At 67.2% G+C, this 15,974-nt stretch carries 11 protein-coding genes and 1 tRNA gene; 2 read left to right on the top strand and 10 right to left on the bottom strand.

All coding sequences use genetic code 11. From position 1 onward, the window contains the following. Nucleotides 1-42: 42 nt before the first annotated feature. The 10 genes from AB0C96_RS07630 to AB0C96_RS07585 form a co-directional block, all read right to left on the bottom strand. On the bottom strand, nucleotides 43-3,942 hold the full coding sequence (locus tag AB0C96_RS07630) for a DNA-directed RNA polymerase subunit beta' (protein WP_362914714.1): 3,900 nt from the start codon (nucleotides 3,940-3,942) through the stop codon (nucleotides 43-45). Nucleotides 3,943-4,039: 97 nt separating this feature from the next. Then, nucleotides 4,040-7,522, bottom strand: a complete 3,483-nt coding sequence (gene rpoB / locus AB0C96_RS07625) for a DNA-directed RNA polymerase subunit beta (protein WP_362914712.1) — start codon at nucleotides 7,520-7,522, stop codon at nucleotides 4,040-4,042. Nucleotides 7,523-8,144: 622 nt separating this feature from the next. Beyond that, on the bottom strand, nucleotides 8,145-8,528 hold the full coding sequence (gene rplL / locus AB0C96_RS07620; protein ID WP_362914710.1) for a 50S ribosomal protein L7/L12: 384 nt from the start codon (nucleotides 8,526-8,528) through the stop codon (nucleotides 8,145-8,147). Nucleotides 8,529-8,653: 125 nt separating this feature from the next. Continuing rightward, nucleotides 8,654-9,181, bottom strand: a complete 528-nt coding sequence (gene rplJ / locus AB0C96_RS07615) for a 50S ribosomal protein L10 (RefSeq protein WP_362914708.1) — start codon at nucleotides 9,179-9,181, stop codon at nucleotides 8,654-8,656. 293 nt (nucleotides 9,182-9,474) lie between these two features. After that, the gene (locus AB0C96_RS07610; RefSeq protein WP_362914706.1) at nucleotides 9,475-10,326 is read right to left on the bottom strand and encodes a hypothetical protein; all 852 of its coding nucleotides are present in this window, start codon (nucleotides 10,324-10,326) and stop codon (nucleotides 9,475-9,477) included. Between the two features lie 144 nt (nucleotides 10,327-10,470). Beyond that, complete coding sequence (gene rplA, locus AB0C96_RS07605) at nucleotides 10,471-11,187, bottom strand: 50S ribosomal protein L1 (RefSeq protein WP_362914704.1); 717 nt, start codon at nucleotides 11,185-11,187, stop codon at nucleotides 10,471-10,473. An 85-nt stretch (nucleotides 11,188-11,272) separates the two neighbouring features. After that, complete coding sequence (gene rplK, locus AB0C96_RS07600) at nucleotides 11,273-11,707, bottom strand: 50S ribosomal protein L11 (protein WP_030412999.1); 435 nt, start codon at nucleotides 11,705-11,707, stop codon at nucleotides 11,273-11,275. A 195-nt stretch (nucleotides 11,708-11,902) separates the two neighbouring features. Continuing rightward, entirely contained in the window at nucleotides 11,903-12,808 is a 906-nt protein-coding gene (gene nusG / locus AB0C96_RS07595; RefSeq protein ID WP_362914701.1) for a transcription termination/antitermination protein NusG, read from the bottom strand. A gap of 73 nt (nucleotides 12,809-12,881) precedes the next feature. Next, the gene (secE, locus tag AB0C96_RS07590; RefSeq protein WP_030412997.1) at nucleotides 12,882-13,178 is read right to left on the bottom strand and encodes a preprotein translocase subunit SecE; all 297 of its coding nucleotides are present in this window, start codon (nucleotides 13,176-13,178) and stop codon (nucleotides 12,882-12,884) included. A 101-nt stretch (nucleotides 13,179-13,279) separates the two neighbouring features. Next, nucleotides 13,280-13,352, bottom strand: a tRNA-Trp gene (locus AB0C96_RS07585). Nucleotides 13,353-13,534: 182 nt separating this feature from the next. On the opposite strand from AB0C96_RS07585, the gene AB0C96_RS07580 reads away from it, so the two are divergent. Both AB0C96_RS07580 and AB0C96_RS07575 read left to right on the top strand, forming a co-directional pair. Further along, nucleotides 13,535-14,770, top strand: a complete 1,236-nt coding sequence (locus tag AB0C96_RS07580; RefSeq protein ID WP_362914699.1) for a pyridoxal phosphate-dependent aminotransferase — start codon at nucleotides 13,535-13,537, stop codon at nucleotides 14,768-14,770. A 143-nt stretch (nucleotides 14,771-14,913) separates the two neighbouring features. Next, nucleotides 14,914-15,957, top strand: a complete 1,044-nt coding sequence (locus AB0C96_RS07575) for an adenosine deaminase (RefSeq protein ID WP_362914697.1) — start codon at nucleotides 14,914-14,916, stop codon at nucleotides 15,955-15,957. Nucleotides 15,958-15,974 lie beyond the last annotated feature (17 nt).

The following is a 15,974-nucleotide window of genomic DNA, read 5'->3' as shown; positions in this document are numbered from 1 at the left end:
CTGTCGCTGCCGTTCCCGCCGGTCGAGCCGGCGGGTCGGGACTTACTGGTTGTACGGACCGTAGTCGTAGTCCTCCAGCGGGACCGCCTGGCCGGAGCCGGTGCCGAAGGGCGAGTAGTCGATGTCGTCGTAACCGACGGCCGAGTACATCGCGGCCTTGGCCTCCTCGGTGGGCTCGACCCGGATGTTGCGGTAGCGGGACAGGCCCGTACCGGCCGGGATGAGCTTACCGATGATGACGTTCTCCTTGAGGCCGATCAGGGAGTCCGACTTGGCGTTGATCGCCGCGTCGGTCAGGACCCTGGTCGTCTCCTGGAAGGACGCCGCCGACAGCCAGGACTCGGTGGCCAGCGAAGCCTTGGTGATACCCATCAGCTGCGGACGGCCGGAGGCCGGGTGGCCGCCTTCCGCCACGACACGACGGTTCTCGCTCTCGAACTTCGTGCGCTCCACGAGCTCGCCCGGCAGCAGCTCCGCGTCGCCGGACTCGATGATCGTCACACGGCGCAGCATCTGCCGGATGATGATCTCGATGTGCTTGTCGTGGATCGCCACGCCCTGGCTGTTGTAGACCTTCTGGACCTCGCCGACCAGGTGGACCTGGACGGCGCGCTGGCCGAGGATCCGCAGCACGTCGTGCGGGTTGATCGCACCCACGGTCAGCGGCTGGCCGACCTGGACGTGATCGCCCTCGCCCACCAGGAGACGGGCGCGCTTGGAGACGCCGTAAGCCATCTCGTCGCTGCCGTCGTCCGGGGTGACGATGACCTTCTTGGTCTTCTCGGTCTCCTCGATCCGGACGCGGCCGGCCGCCTCCGAGATCGGGGCGACACCCTTGGGCGTACGGGCCTCGAAGAGCTCGACGACACGCGGCAGACCCAGGGTGATGTCGTCACCGGCCACACCACCGGTGTGGAAGGTACGCATCGTCAGCTGGGTACCGGGCTCACCGATGGACTGGGCGGCGATGATGCCGACCGCCTCACCGATGTCGACCAGCTTGCCGGTGGCCAGCGAGCGGCCGTAGCAGAAGGCACAGGTGCCGACCGCGGACTCACAGGTCAGGACCGAGCGGGTCTTGACCTCCTCGACGCCGGCGTTGACCAGTGCGTCGATGAGCACGTCACCGAGGTCGACGTTCGCCGGGGCGACGACCTTGCCGTCGACGACGACGTCCTCGGCCAGCATGCGGGCGTAGACGCTGGACTCGACGTCGTCCGTCTTGCGCAGGACGCCGTCCGCACCCTTCGTCGCGATCCGCAGCTTGAGGCCGCGCTCGGTGCCGCAGTCCTCCTCGCGAATGATGACGTCCTGGGAGACGTCGACCAGACGACGGGTGAGGTAACCGGAGTCGGCGGTACGGAGGGCGGTGTCCGCCAGACCCTTACGGGCACCGTGGGTGGAGATGAAGTACTCCAGCACGGACAGACCCTCGCGGAACGACGCCTTGATCGGACGCGGGATGGTCTCGTTCTTCGCGTTCGACACCAGACCACGCATACCGGCGATCTGCCGCATCTGCATCATGTTTCCTCGGGCACCCGAGTCAACCATCATGAAGATGGGGTTGGTCTTGGGGAAGTTCTCGTTCATCGCCTCGGCGACCTCGTTGGTCGCCTTGGTCCAGATGTTGATCAGTTCCTGAGTGCGCTCGTCCTTGGTGATCAGACCGCGCTCGTACTGCTTCTGGACCTTCTCGTCCTGGGCCTCGTAGCCCGCGACGATGGCCTTCTTGGCCTCCGGAACGACGATGTCCGAGACGGCGACGGTGACGCCGGAACGGGTCGCCCAGTGGAAGCCGGACGCCTTCAGGTTGTCGAGCGTCGCCGCCACGATGACCTTCGGGTAGCGCTCGGCCAGGTCGTTGACGATCGCGGAGAGCTGCTTCTTGCCCACCGAGTAGTCGACGAACGGGTAGTCCTCGGGCAGCAGCTCGTTGAAGAGCGCACGGCCCAGCGTCGTCCGCAGACGGAAGCTGTCACCCTGCTGCCACTCGGGCTCACCCTCCTCCGGCACCGGCGGGGTCCAGCCGCGGGGCGGAACCGTACCGATCGGGAAGCGGATGTCGACCTTCGCCTGGAGCGAGAGCTCACGGGCGTCGAAGGCCATGATCGCCTCGGAGACCGAGGAGAACGAGCGGCCCTCGCCCTTGACCTCGCGCTCCTCTTCGTCCGTGGTGAGGAAGAAGAGGCCGAGCACCATGTCCTGGGTCGGCATGGTGACCGGACGGCCGTCGGCCGGCTTGAGGATGTTGTTCGAGGACAGCATCAGGATGCGGGCCTCGGCCTGCGCCTCCGCGGACAGCGGGAGGTGGACGGCCATCTGGTCACCGTCGAAGTCCGCGTTGAACGCGGTGCAGACGAGCGGGTGGATCTGAATGGCCTTGCCCTCGACCAGCTGCGGCTCGAAGGCCTGGATGCCGAGGCGGTGCAGGGTGGGCGCACGGTTCAGCAGAACCGGGTGCTCGGCGATGACCTCTTCGAGGACGTCGTACACGACCGTGCGGCCGCGCTCCACCATGCGCTTGGCGCTCTTGATGTTCTGCGCGTGGTTCAGGTCCACCAGGCGCTTCATCACGAACGGCTTGAAGAGCTCCAGCGCCATGGCCTTGGGCAGACCGCACTGGTGCAGCTTGAGCTGCGGGCCGACGACGATGACGGAACGCGCCGAGTAGTCGACTCGCTTACCGAGCAGGTTCTGACGGAAGCGACCCTGCTTGCCCTTGAGCATGTCGGACAGCGACTTCAGCGGACGGTTGCCGGGGCCCGTGACCGGGCGACCACGACGGCCGTTGTCGAAGAGCGCGTCGACGGCCTCCTGGAGCATGCGCTTCTCGTTGTTCACGATGATCTCGGGCGCACCGAGGTCGAGAAGGCGCTTCAGGCGGTTGTTGCGGTTGATCACACGGCGGTACAGGTCGTTCAGGTCGGAGGTCGCGAAGCGGCCACCGTCCAGCTGCACCATCGGACGCAGGTCCGGCGGGATCACCGGGATGCAGTCCAGCACCATGCCCTTGGGGCTGTTGCGGGTCTGCAGGAAGGCGGAGACGACCTTGAGGCGCTTGAGCGCACGGGTCTTCTTCTGGCCCTTGCCGGTACGGATGATCTCGCGGAGGCGCTCGGCCTCCTCCTCAAGGTCGAAGGTCTCCAGTCGCTTCTGAAGAGCAGCGGCACCCATGGAACCGTCGAAGTACGTGCCGAAGCGGTCACGCAGCTCGCGGTAGAGCAGCTCGTCGCCCTCCAGGTCCTGGACCTTGAGGTTCTTGAAGCGGTTCCAGACCTCGTCGAGACGGTCGATCTCGCGCTGCGCACGGTCGCGCAGCTGCTTCATCTCGCGCTCGGCGCCCTCGCGCACCTTGCGGCGCACGTCCGCCTTGGCGCCCTCGGCCTCCAGCTCGGCCAGGTCGGTCTCGAGCTTCTTGGCACGGGCCTCCAGGTCGGAGTCGCGGCGCTGCTCGATCTGCTGACGCTCGACGGAGACGTGGGCCTCCAGCGAGGGCAGATCGCGGGTGCGGCGCTCCTCGTCCACGTACGTGATCATGTACGCGGCGAAGTAGATGACCTTCTCCAGGTCCTTCGGCGCCAGGTCCAGCAGGTAGCCCAGCCGGCTCGGCACACCCTTGAAGTACCAGATGTGGGTGACGGGAGCGGCCAGCTCAATGTGGCCCATCCGCTCACGACGCACCTTGGCGCGAGTGACCTCGACGCCGCAGCGCTCGCAGATGATGCCCTTGAAGCGGACGCGCTTGTACTTACCGCAGTAGCACTCCCAGTCCCGGGTGGGACCGAAGATCTTCTCGCAGAAGAGTCCGTCCTTTTCGGGCTTGAGGGTGCGGTAGTTGATGGTCTCCGGCTTCTTGACCTCACCGTGGGACCACTGACGGATGTCGTCAGCGGTGGCAAGGCCGATCCGCAGCTCGTCGAAGAAGTTGACGTCGAGCACTATGCGTCAATCCCTCTCAGGGTCGTGTCTCTATGGTCTGTCGGGGTCCGGGGCGGGGCCGGGGCCTGTCGTGACGAGCAGGTCCCGGCCAGACCCGTCAGACCTCTTCGACGCTGCTCGGCTCGCGCCGGGACAGGTCGATGCCGAGCTCCTCCGCAGCGCGGAAGACGTCCTCGTCGGTGTCGCGCATCTCGATGGACATGCCGTCCGAGGACAGCACCTCCACGTTGAGGCACAGGGACTGCATCTCCTTGATGAGCACCTTGAAGGACTCGGGGATGCCGGGCTCGGGGATGTTCTCGCCCTTGACGATGGCCTCGTAGACCTTCACGCGGCCGGTGACGTCGTCGGACTTGATCGTCAGCAGCTCCTGGAGGGCGTATGCGGCGCCGTAAGCCTCCAGCGCCCACACCTCCATCTCACCGAACCGCTGACCACCGAACTGAGCCTTACCACCCAGCGGCTGCTGGGTGATCATCGAGTACGGACCGGTCGAACGGGCGTGCAGCTTGTCGTCGACCAGGTGGTGCAGCTTGAGGATGTACATGTACCCGACCGAGATCGGGTCCGGGAACGGCTCACCGGAGCGGCCGTCGAAGAGCTGGGCCTTGCCCGAGCCCTTGACCATCCGCTCGCCGTCGCGGTTGGGGAGCGTCGAGTCGAACAGACCCGCCAGCTCGTCCTCGCGCGCGCCGTCGAAGACCGGGGTCGCGACGTTGGTACGCGGCGCGACGTCGTCGGCGCCGATCGCCTGCAGACGCTGCTGCCAGTCCTCGGAGCCCTCGACCTTCCAGCCCTGGCTGGCCAGCCAGCCGAGGTGGATCTCCAGGACCTGTCCCGGGTTCATTCGGGACGGGACACCCAGCGGGTTGAGGATGATGTCGACCGGGGTGCCGTCCTCCAGGAACGGCATGTCCTCGACCGGCAGGATCTTCGAGATGACGCCCTTGTTGCCGTGACGGCCGGCGAGCTTGTCACCGTCGGTGATCTTGCGCTTCTGGGCGACGTAGACGCGGACCAGCTGGTTCACGCCCGGGGGCAGCTCGTCGCCCTCTTCGCGGTCGAAGACGCGGACGCCGATGACCTTGCCGATCTCACCGTGCGGCACCTTCAGCGAGGTGTCGCGGACCTCGCGCGCCTTCTCGCCGAAGATCGCGCGGAGCAGGCGCTCCTCGGGGGTCAGCTCGGTCTCACCCTTGGGCGTGACCTTGCCGACGAGGATGTCGCCGGCGACGACCTCGGCACCGATGCGGATGATGCCGCGCTCGTCGAGGTCGGAGAGGACCTCCTCGGAGACGTTCGGGATGTCCCGGGTGATCTCCTCGGGGCCGAGCTTGGTGTCACGGGCGTCGACCTCGTGCTCCTCGATGTGGATCGAGGAGAGGACGTCGTCCTGCACGAGGCGCTGCGACAGGATGATCGCGTCCTCGTAGTTGTGGCCCTCCCACGGCATGAACGCGACGAGCAGGTTCTTGCCGAGGGCCATCTCGCCCTCTTCGGTGGACGGACCGTCGGCGAGGACCTGGCCCTCGATGACCCGCGCGCCCTCGTCCACGACGACCTTCTGGTTGAAGGAGGTGCCCTGGTTGGAGCGGGTGAACTTGGCGACGCGGTACGTGGTGTACGTGCCGTCGTCGTTGGCGACGGTGATGTAGTCCGCGGAGACCTCCTGGACCACACCGTCCTTCTCCGCCTTGATGACGTCGCCGGCGTCGACCGCGCAGCGGTACTCCATACCCGTACCGACCAGCGGCGACTCCGCCTTGATCAGCGGAACGGCCTGGCGCATCATGTTCGATCCCATGAGCGCGCGGTTGGCGTCGTCGTGCTCGAGGAACGGGATCATGGCGGTCGCGGCCGACACCATCTGGCGCGGCGAGACGTCCATGAAGTCCACCTCGTCGGCGGGGACGAGGTCGACCTCGCCACCACGGCGGCGGACCAGCACACGCGCCTCGGCGAACCGCATGTCGTCGGTCAGCTTGGCGTTGGCCTGTGCGATCAGGAAGCGGTCCTCCTCATCTGCGGTGAGGTAGTCCACCTCCTCGGTGACCTGACCGTCGACGACCTTGCGGTACGGGGTCTCGATGAAGCCGAAGACGTTCACGCGACCGTAGGACGCGAGCGAGCCGATCAGACCGATGTTCGGGCCTTCAGGGGTCTCGATCGGGCACATACGGCCGTAGTGCGACGGGTGCACGTCACGGACGTCCAGGCCGGCCCGCTCACGGGAGAGACCACCCGGGCCCAGCGCCGACAGACGGCGCTTGTGGGTCAGACCCGACAGCGGGTTGGTCTGGTCCATGAACTGGGACAGCTGGCTGGTGCCGAAGAACTCCTTGATGGAGGCGACGACCGGCCGGATGTTGATCAGGGTCTGCGGCGTGATCGCCTCGACGTCCTGGGTGGTCATGCGCTCGCGCACGACGCGCTCCATACGCGCCAGACCCGTGCGGACCTGGTTCTGGATGAGCTCGCCGACGTTGCGCAGACGACGGTTGCCGAAGTGGTCGATGTCGTCGGTCTCGACGACGATCGAACGGCCGCTCTCACCCATCGTCTCGGTCTCGCCGGCGTGCAGCTTGACCAGGTACTTGATGGTGGCGATGACGTCGTCGGTGGTCAGCACACCGGCGTCGAGCGGCTCGTCGCCGCCGAGCTTCTTGTTGACCTTGTAGCGGCCGACCTTGGCGAGGTCGTAGCGCTTGGGGTTGAAGTAGAGGTTCTCCAGCAGCGTCTGCGCGGCCTCGCGGGTCGGCGGCTCGCCCGGGCGCAGCTTGCGGTAGATGTCGAGCAGCGCGTCGTCCTGGCCCTGGGTGTGGTCCTTCTCCAGGGTGGCGCGCATGGACTCGTACTCGCCGAACTCCTCGAGGATCTGCTCGGTGGTCCACCCGAGCGCCTTGAGCAGGACGGTCACGGACTGCTTGCGCTTGCGGTCGATGCGCACACCGACCATGTCACGCTTGTCGATCTCCATCTCCAGCCAGGCACCCCGGGACGGGATGATCTTGGCGGAGAAGATGTCCTTGTCGGACGTCTTGTCGATGGAGCTGTCGAAGTAGACACCCGGCGAGCGGACCAGCTGCGACACCACGACACGCTCGGTGCCGTTGATGACGAAGGTTCCCTTGTTGGTCATGAGCGGGAAGTCGCCCATGAAGACCGTCTGGGACTTGATCTCACCGGTCTCGTTGTTGGTGAACTCCGCCGTGACGAAGAGCGGGGCGGCGTACGTGAAGTCGCGCTCCTTGCACTCGTCGATGGAGTTCTTCGGGGGCTCGAAGCGGTGGTCGCGGAACGTCAGCGACATCGACCCGGAGAAGTCCTCGATCGGGGAGATCTCTTCGAAGATCTCTTCGAGACCGGACTTGGTGGGGACTTCCTGCCCACTCTCCAGCGCAGCCTCGACGCGACCCTTCCATGCAGCATTGCCGAGCAGCCAGTCGAAGCTTTCGGTCTGCAGCGCAAGGAGGTTCGGAACCCCGAGGGGCTCCTTGATCTTCGCAAAAGAGATGCGCAGCGGGGCGGTGCTGTCGCCGTTGTTCGTATTGGCAGTCGAGGCGTTGCGCGAGGCGGCCAAGAGGGGGTCCTTCCGAGGGCTCGGACTCACTACGCGCGTACCGGTCCCGAATCGAGCAGACTGAGGGAAAGCCCAGGTCAGGGCCGATCATCCAGCTTTGCTCGGGCTCGGATATGCCCCTGGTGACGGGCAGGGAGCAGCTAACAGGCAGCGCAAAGGGTCAGTGTAGCCACAAGGCCCACTGATGTCCAGGGCGAGTTTCCGGAGACCGGTTCAACACCGTGATACCGATCTTCTCCCTCCGGGAAGTCGCGTCCTCCGCGACGGAGGATCCCCTCGTTTGTTCTTCTCAATGCCCTGCGCCTGCCGAAAGCCCTGCGCCAGTGGCGCACACCGATGCTTCCCTCTTCGTCGGCGATCCATGCCTCGAACCCTGGATCGCTTCTGCGTCGCGTCCCGAGAATTGCGCGCCGCGTCCGGTTCGTCAAGGCCCCCCACCACTGGGAGATCGTCACATGTGGGCACGTCCGGGCAACGAAGATCACCATACTCGCACTCCGGCCCGAGGCAACGCAGCCGTGGCGAGCACGCCGAAGGGCGACCACCCGCATGGGTGATCGCCCTTGGCTTGGTGTCCGTTACACCTCAGGTGCTCAGGATGTGAGTCAGAGACTCAATGGGGTCACTTGACCTCGACGGAGGCGCCGGCGCCCTTGAGGGCCTCGGCGGCCTTCTCGGCGGCGTCCTTGGCGACCTTCTCGAGGACCGGCTTCGGGGTGCCGTCCACGAGGTCCTTGGCCTCCTTCAGGCCCAGGGAGGTCAGCTCACGCACGACCTTGATGACCTGGATCTTCTTGTCGCCGGCACCGGTGAGGATGACGTCGAACTCGTCCTTCTCCTCCTCGACGGCGGCCGGGGCACCGGGGACACCGGCGGCGACGACGGCGGCCGGGGCGGCAGCGGTGACGTCGAACCGCTCCTCGAACGCCTTCACGAACTCGGAGAGCTCGATGAGGGTCATCTCGTCGAACTGCGCGAGCAGGTCTTCCTGGCTGAGCTTCGCCATGATGGGCGATCCTTCCACTAATTCGGCTGGTGCCGGATGTACATGTGAGGCGGGCGTACGTCGGGCCCGCTGTGGCGTCTCCGCCTAGGCGGACCTAGACGAGAGCCGCCAATGTGCGAGCCGAATTACTCGGCACCGCCCTGCTCGGCCTGCTTGGCACGAAGCGCCTCCGCGGTGCGGACGAACTTCGAGGGAAGCGCCTGGAAGAGCGCGGCAGCCTGGGACTGCTTGCCCTTCATGGCGCCCGCCAGCTTGGCGAGCAGAACCTCGCGGGACTCGAGGTCCGCAAGCTTCTTGATCTCGTCGGCGGACAGCGCCTTGCCTTCAAGGACACCGCCCTTGATGACGAGAGCCGGGTTTTCCTTGGCGAAGTCACGAAGACCCTTCGCCGCCTCGACCGGGTCACCGGTAACGAAGGCGACAGCCGTCGAGCCCTTGAGGTGCTCGTCCAGCTGAATCCCGGCCTCCTGGGCCGCGATCTTGGTCAGCGTGTTCTTCACCACACGGTACTGAGCGTTCTCGCCGAGAGAACGGCGCAGCTGCTTGAGCTGTGCCACAGTCAGTCCGGTGTAAGAGGTCACAACCGCTGCATTGGAGTCACGGAGCTTCTCAGTGATCTCTGCAACGGATGCGATCTTGTCGGACGTCGCCATGAGCCTCGGCCTCCTTCCGGGTGATGAGGACCGCGCAGAAGGGGCTGGGCAAAACAAACGCCCCGGCGCAGGCGCACGGGGCGACACTCGACCGGGCTCACACCCGGGAGTTCTTCCACATTCACCTGCGCAGGCCGTCCGCAGCTAGCGGATCCTTCGGCCACCACACGCCCGGGATCGGACGCGCAGAGACAACCAGCGGTCTTTGGCTTCCCGGATACGGTACGGGAGCGGCCCGCGTCAGGCAAATCGGCCGGGAGGGGCGCCGGCCGCGCCCCTCCCGGCCGCACCGCTCAGGCGCCGGGAGCCGTCATGACATCGCTCGCCGGCGGCGGCGTCACGGTCACCTTGGTGCCGTAGTGCGAGTAGAAGACCGTCGAGTCCGTCGCCTGCTTGCCGTCCATCTGCTCACGCTTCTTGACGAGCAGGTTGTCCGAGCTGACCCAGAGGTCGATGGTCTCCGTCGTCGCGCCGCTCTTCTTCAGCTGCTGCTCCAGCGCCTTCAGGTCGGACGCACTGACGCTCTTGGCCTGCATCTTGATCAGCTCGGCCACGTCGACCGTGCCGGTGTAGTGGGTGGCCTGGACGCCGCGGACGTCCTCCTTGCCCGCCTCCTTGACCTTGCCGGAGGCGATCAGCAGATCCACCGACTTACCGGGGTCGTTGTTCTGCATGGCGTCCTTCATCAGGGCGCCGGCCGGGCCCTGCTTCGCCAGCATTTCGTAGTCGTACTTGATCCAGTTCTTGCCGCCCATCGGCATGCCCATGTTCATGTACATCGCCTGCGGCGTGTAGAGCGCCTTCGTCGGCTTGCCGGAGCCCATGAGCTGGCCGCCGGTCGTGGTGATGTCGAGGGTCATGTTGATGCCGTTCGACCAGTCCATCGCGCCCTTCATGGTGCGCGTGGTCGGCCCGACCTTCTGGATGCCGTCGATCTCCGCGGACTTCTTGCTGTTCACCTGCTGCGAGGCCTGCTTCAGCGAGGCCAGCGCCGCGTCCAGCGGCGACTGGTTCGACTGCTTCGATCCCGCCCCGCCGCCGCTGCCCCCGGCGTTGTCGTCGCTCTTGCCGCCGTTACAGGCGCTGAGACCGCCGACCAGCATGACAACTCCCGCCGCTGCGGCGGCCATACGCGTGCTGCGCACTGAGGCTCCCCCTTTGGATCTCCTTTATGGACCTCGGGGCGACTCTAGACCAGAGCAGTGACACCCCATGCGTCAGGCCCCGTCCTCCACGGGGAGAACGGGGCCTGAGTACAGCTACGCGCTACGAGGCGTCGATCGGGACGATCAGACGGCCTCGTCCTCGGCGAGGAGGTTGCGGGTGCGGTTGGAGTCCACCGGGATACCGGGGCCCATCGTGGTGGTGAAGACGGCCTTCTTGATGTAACGGCCCTTGGCGGCGGACGGCTTGAGACGGTTGATCTCCTCCAGCGCCGCGGCGTAGTTCTCCACCAGCTTGGCGTCGTCGAAGGACACCTTGCCGATGATGAAGTGGAGGTTCGAGTGCTTGTCCACTCGGAACTCGATCTTGCCGCCCTTGATGTCGGTGACAGCCTTGGCGACGTCCGGGGTGACGGTGCCGGTCTTCGGGTTCGGCATCAGACCACGGGGACCGAGCACGCGGCCGAGGCGGCCGACCTTGCCCATGAGGTCCGGGGTGGCGACGACGGCGTCGAAGTCCAGACGGCCCTTGGAGACCTCGTCGATCAGTTCGTCCGAGCCGACGATGTCGGCGCCGGCGGCTTCCGCGGCCGCAGCACGGTCACCGGTCGCGAAGACCAGGACCCGGGCGGTCTTACCGGTGCCGTGCGGGAGGTTCACGGTGCCACGGACCATCTGGTCGGCCTTGCGCGGGTCGACACCCAGACGCATGGCGACCTCGACGGTCGCGTCGAACTTGGCGGACGAGGTCTCCTTGGCGAGACGGACGGCTTCGAGCGGGGCGTACAGACGCTCCCGGTCGATCTTCGCGTCCGCGTTGCGAAGAGTCTTGCTGCGCTTCACTTCTGCTCCTGATGCAGTGGGGTGGAGTCGTGGTGCGGACCAGCGCCTGGCCCTGCCACGGGGGTGCCGTTGAACGGGCTGGAGATCAGCCCTCGACCGTGATGCCCATGGAACGGGCGGTGCCGGCGATGATCTTCTCGGCGGCGTCCAGGTCGTTGGCGTTCAGGTCGGGCATCTTGGTGGTGGCGATGTCACGGACCTGGTCGCGCGTGATCTTGGCGACCTTGGTCTTGTGCGGCTCGCCGGAGCCCTTCTCCACGCCCGCGGCCTTCAGGATGAGCTTCGCGGCCGGCGGGGTCTTGGTGACGAAGGTGAAGGAACGGTCCTCGTAGACCGTGATCTCCACCGGCACGACCATGCCACGCTGCGACTCGGTCGCGGCGTTGTAGGCCTTGCAGAACTCCATGATGTTGACGCCGTGCTGACCCAGCGCGGGGCCGACCGGCGGGGCCGGGTTCGCGGCGCCGGCCTGGATCTGGAGCTTGATAAGCCCCGTGACCTTCTTCTTCTTGGGAGGCATGCTCTCTCCGGGTCCTAGTGAGAGGTGTTTCGCCGTTCCATCCGGTCATCCGGATGGAGGCATACCGCACAACGATAACGGGTATGGTCGCGCGGCCAAAAACCGACAGGTCAGACAGGCCCTGGAGCCCGTCTGACCTGGTCGGTGGCTGATTGTCCGGACGGGCCGCGGCCCTACCGGATCACGTCTGCTCGATCAGTTCTTCTGGATCTGGTCGAAGGAGAGCTCCACCGGGGTCTCCCGGCCGAAGATCTCCACCAGGCCCTTGACCTTCTTCGAGTCGGCGTTGATCTCGTTGATCGTCGCCTGGAGCGTCGCGAACGGGCCGTCGGTGACGGTGACCGAGTCGCCCACCTCGAAGTCCAGCACCTGGACCTCGACCTTGCGGGACGGCGCCGGCCTGCCCTCGGCCGCGGCGGCCTCCTTGGCGGCCTTCTCCTCGGCCTCCGGGGCGAGCATCTTGACGATTTCGTCCAGCGTCAGCGGGTAGGGGTCGTAGGCGTTGCCGACGAAGCCGGTGACGCCCGGCGTGTTGCGGACGACGCCCCAGGACTCGTTCGTCAGGTCCATGCGCACGAGCACGTAGCCCGGGAGCTTGTTCTGGCGGACGGTCCGGCGGTCGCCGTTCTTGATCTGGACGACCTCTTCCTGCGGCACCTCGGCCTGGAAGATGTAGTCCTCGACGTTCAGCGAGACGGCGCGCTGCTCAAGGTTGGTCTTCACGCGGTTCTCGTAGCCCGCGTAGGTGTGGATGACGTACCACTCACCGGGGAGGCCACGCAGCTCGTCGCGGAGGGCGGCCACCGGGTCGACCGGCTCCAGCTCCTCGGCGGCCTCGTCCTCGGCGGCCTCGGCGAGGGTCTCGTCCTCGTCCTCGTCCTCGTCCTCGACGTGCTCGACGTCCTCGTCCTCGACGTGCGCCGCGGCCTCCTCCGCGGGCTCGCCCGCTTCGGCGTCCTCGGCTTCGAGCTCATCGATGACGTCGGCGCCCTCGACGATCTCGCGCGCGGTGTCGTCGCCCTCGACCTCGGCCGAGGCAGCCGCGTCGGCCGCTGCCGTCTCGGCGGAGTCGGCGGCGTCGTTCAGGTTCGGGTCAGACACGGTGGCTGCTTCTTCCTGGCTTCAAGGGGTTGAACATGCGAAATGGGCGCCCGCGCAGGCGCCCTCCGCGGGATCAGCCGAAGACGTACCCGACGACTCGGTTGATTCCCAAGTCAATCACGGTTACGAGACCGATGATGATGACAACGAAGACGATCACCACACTGGTGTACGTCGACAGCTGGCTACGCGTGGGCCAGACGACCTTGCGGAGCTCCGCGATGACCTGGCGGTAGAAGAGCGCGAGACGCGCGAAGGGGCCCTTCTTGCCGCGCTTGCCGCCGCGACGGGGCTTCTTCTGGGACTCAGCGGCCTCGTCCTCGGAGCGACCGCGCTCAGGCATGTCGATGGAGCCCAGGGCGTCCGTCACTCGTCCTCACCTGAATCCGGGTCGTGGCCGTGCCGCGCCCGGTGGAGCCGCACGGCGGTGCATACGTACGCGTGCACGCACTGCGGTGAGAGTGCGTGTAGCAGGGCCGGAGGGACTTGAACCCCCAACCGCTGGTTTTGGAGACCAGTGCTCTACCAATTGAGCTACGACCCTTTGTGGTTCCCCAACCTACCGCATGCGGCCGACTGCACTATGTGCGTGCGCCGCGGCGACCCGTTAGGAGCCAACGGTCAGCGAGTGTACGTGTTTCCGGGCCGGGCGTCGAACACGATCCTCCCGGGTGGTGCCCACAAACCCGTGTGTCGGGCCTGACGGGGGTCTGCAACGATGCCTCTATGAGCGCTGCAACCCCTTCCGAACCGTCCCCCACCGACCGCCGGGTCTCGGCCCGCATCGGTTCGATCTCCGAGTCCGCGACCCTCGCCGTCGACGCCAAGGCGAAGGCACTGAAGGCCGCCGGACGCCCGGTGATCGGCTTCGGCGCCGGCGAGCCCGACTTCCCCACGCCCGACTACATCGTCGAGGCCGCCATCGAGGCCTGCCGCAACCCGAAGTACCACCGCTACACCCCGGCCGGCGGCCTGCCCGAGCTGAAGTCCGCGATCGCCGCGAAGACGCTGCGCGACTCCGGCTACGAGATCGAGGCCGCGAACGTCCTGGTGACGAACGGCGGCAAGCAGGCCATCTACGAGGCGTTCGCCGCCATCCTGGACCCGGGTGACGAGGTCATCGTCCCGGCGCCCTACTGGACCACCTACCCGGAGTCGATCCGGCTCGCGGGCGGTGTGCCGGTCGACGTGGTCGCCGACGAGACCACCGGCTACCGGGTGACCGTCGAGCAGCTGGAGGCGGCCCGCACGGAGCGCACCAAGGTGCTGCTCTTCGTCTCGCCGTCCAACCCGACCGGTGCGGTCTACACCCGTGACCAGGTCGAGGCGGTCGGCCGCTGGGCCGCCGAGCACGGCCTGTGGGTGCTGACCGACGAGATCTACGAGCACCTGGTCTACGGCGACGCCGAGTTCTCCTCGCTGCCGGTGGTCGTGCCCGAGCTGCGCGAGAAGTGCATCATCGTCAACGGCGTGGCGAAGACGTACGCGATGACCGGCTGGCGGGTGGGCTGGGCGATCGGCCCCAAGGACGTCATCAAGGCCGCCACGAACCTCCAGTCGCACGCCACCTCGAACGTCTCCAACGTCGCGCAGGCCGCGGCCATCGCGGCGGTCTCCGGCGACCTCACGGCCGTCGAGGAGATGAAGGTCGCCTTCGACCGGCGCCGCAAGACGATCGTGCGGATGCTCAACGAGATCGACGGCGTGCTCTGCCCGGAGCCGGAGGGCGCGTTCTACGCGTACCCGTCGGTGAAGGAGCTCCTGGGCAAGGAGCTCCGTGGCAAGCGCCCGCAGACCAGCGTCGAGCTGGCCGAGCTGATCCTGGAGGAGGCGGAGGTCGCCGTCGTCCCGGGCGAGGCCTTCGGCACCCCCGGCTACCTGCGGCTTTCGTACGCGCTGGGCGACGAGGACCTGATCGAGGGCGTGTCCCGGATCCAGAAGCTGCTGGCCGAGGCCAAATGAGCCGAGCGGGCGGTTGCGGATTTCCGTAGGTGCCCGGAGCGGGCGGTCGGACCTCGGTCCGGCCGCCCGCTCACTCGTTCTTCCGGACACCCCTTCGGGAAAGGCTCTACCGGCCCACCGCCCCCATACGGCAAGATCTCCAGATGGAGAGCACTCGTGCCCGCAGCGGAGCCGCCATGCGAGACCTGCGCCTACTGCCGAAGGCCCATCTGCACCTGCACTTCACCGGTTCGATGCGGTCCGCGACCCTGCTGGACCTCGCCGACAAGTACGGCGTCCATCTGCCGGAGGCGCTGAGCAGCGGGAAACCGCCCAGGCTGCGGGCCACCGACGAGCGCGGCTGGTTCCGCTTCCAGCGGCTGTACGACATCGCGCGGTCGTGTCTGCGCGCGCCCGAGGACATCCAGCGGCTGGTGCACGAGGCCGCCGAGGAGGACGTCCGCGACGGGTCGCGGTGGCTGGAGATCCAGGTCGACCCGACCTCGTACGCGCCGCGGCTGGGCGGGCTGATCCCGGCGCTGGAGATCATCCTGGACGCGGTGCAGCGCGCCTCCCGGGACACCGGCCTCGGCATGCGCGTCCTGGTCGCGGCGAACCGCATGAAGCACCCGCTGGACGCCCGTACGCTGGCGCGGCTCGCGGTGCGCTACGCCGACCGGGGCGTGGTCGGCTTCGGGCTCTCCAACGACGAACGACGGGGTTTCGCCCGGGACTTCGACCGGGCCTTCGCCATCGCCCGGGAGGGCGGGCTGCTGGCCGCGCCGCACGGCGGTGAGCTGGCCGGGCCGGCCAGCGTCCGGGACTGCCTGGACGACCTCCACGCGGGGCGGGTCGGCCACGGCGTACGGGCCGCGGAGGATCCCGTGCTGCTGCGCCGGCTGGCCTCGCGCGGGGTGACCTGCGAGGTGTGCCCGACGTCGAACGTGGCGCTGGGGGTCTACGAGAAGCCCGAGGACGTGCCCCTGCGGACGCTCTTCGACGCCGGTGTGCCGATGGCGTTGGGCGCGGACGACCCGCTGCTGTTCGGCGCGCGGCTGGCCGCACAGTACGAGATCGCCCGGACCGTGCACGGCTTCACCGACACGGAACTGGCCGAATTGGCCCGCCAGTCGGTGCGCGGCTCGCGGGCCCCGCAGGACGAGCAGCAACGGCTGCTGGCCGAGATCGACGCCTGGCTGGCCTCCTGAGGGCCTGCGGGCCGTCT

Origin of the sequence: Streptomyces sp. NPDC048506 (assembly GCF_040651315.1) — a bacterium.
Taxonomy (GTDB): domain Bacteria; phylum Actinomycetota; class Actinomycetes; order Streptomycetales; family Streptomycetaceae; genus Streptomyces.
This window is presented reverse-complemented; position numbering and strand designations above follow the sequence as displayed.